The sequence below is a fragment of the Dellaglioa sp. CoH-55-MRSF-7 genome, from assembly GCF_056782235.1.
In genome coordinates, this window is record NZ_JBXAYI010000106.1 from 1 (window position 1) to 342 (window position 342).

Here is a 342-nt window from a genome sequence, read left to right on the forward strand (position 1 = left end):
GTAGTTAGGGTCTTCTTTGATGTCGGACAAGAATAGTTCGAGATCAGATTCTTCAGCCATTACAAAACTCCCTTTGCGCGCATGCAGTCCTTGAGGATCATGCCAAGAACACAAACTGCCACAGCGCCTGCCATAAACCCAGCAATAGCCTTCGGTGCAGCCCCTACAAGTTCGGTATCTTTTCGTGTGGCAAACCACGCCACAACCCAACCGCCAACTGCCATAGCGAGCATGAGTAGCAGATTGAACGCCAATGCTATTAGCAGGTCCATCATTGCTCCGTGAAAATTTGGGTAAGCTCGGTTCCGACGTGAGGGCTGATGATCATTGTGCCTTTGCCCG

At 50.6% G+C, this 342-nt stretch carries 1 protein-coding gene; it reads right to left on the minus strand.

Features of this window, described 5'->3' with window-relative positions; genetic code table 11:
• Positions 1–59 precede the first annotated feature (59 nt).
• On the minus strand, positions 60–342 hold a 283-nt coding region (locus AC1RPU_RS08065), incomplete at its 5' end, for a hypothetical protein (protein WP_481769653.1).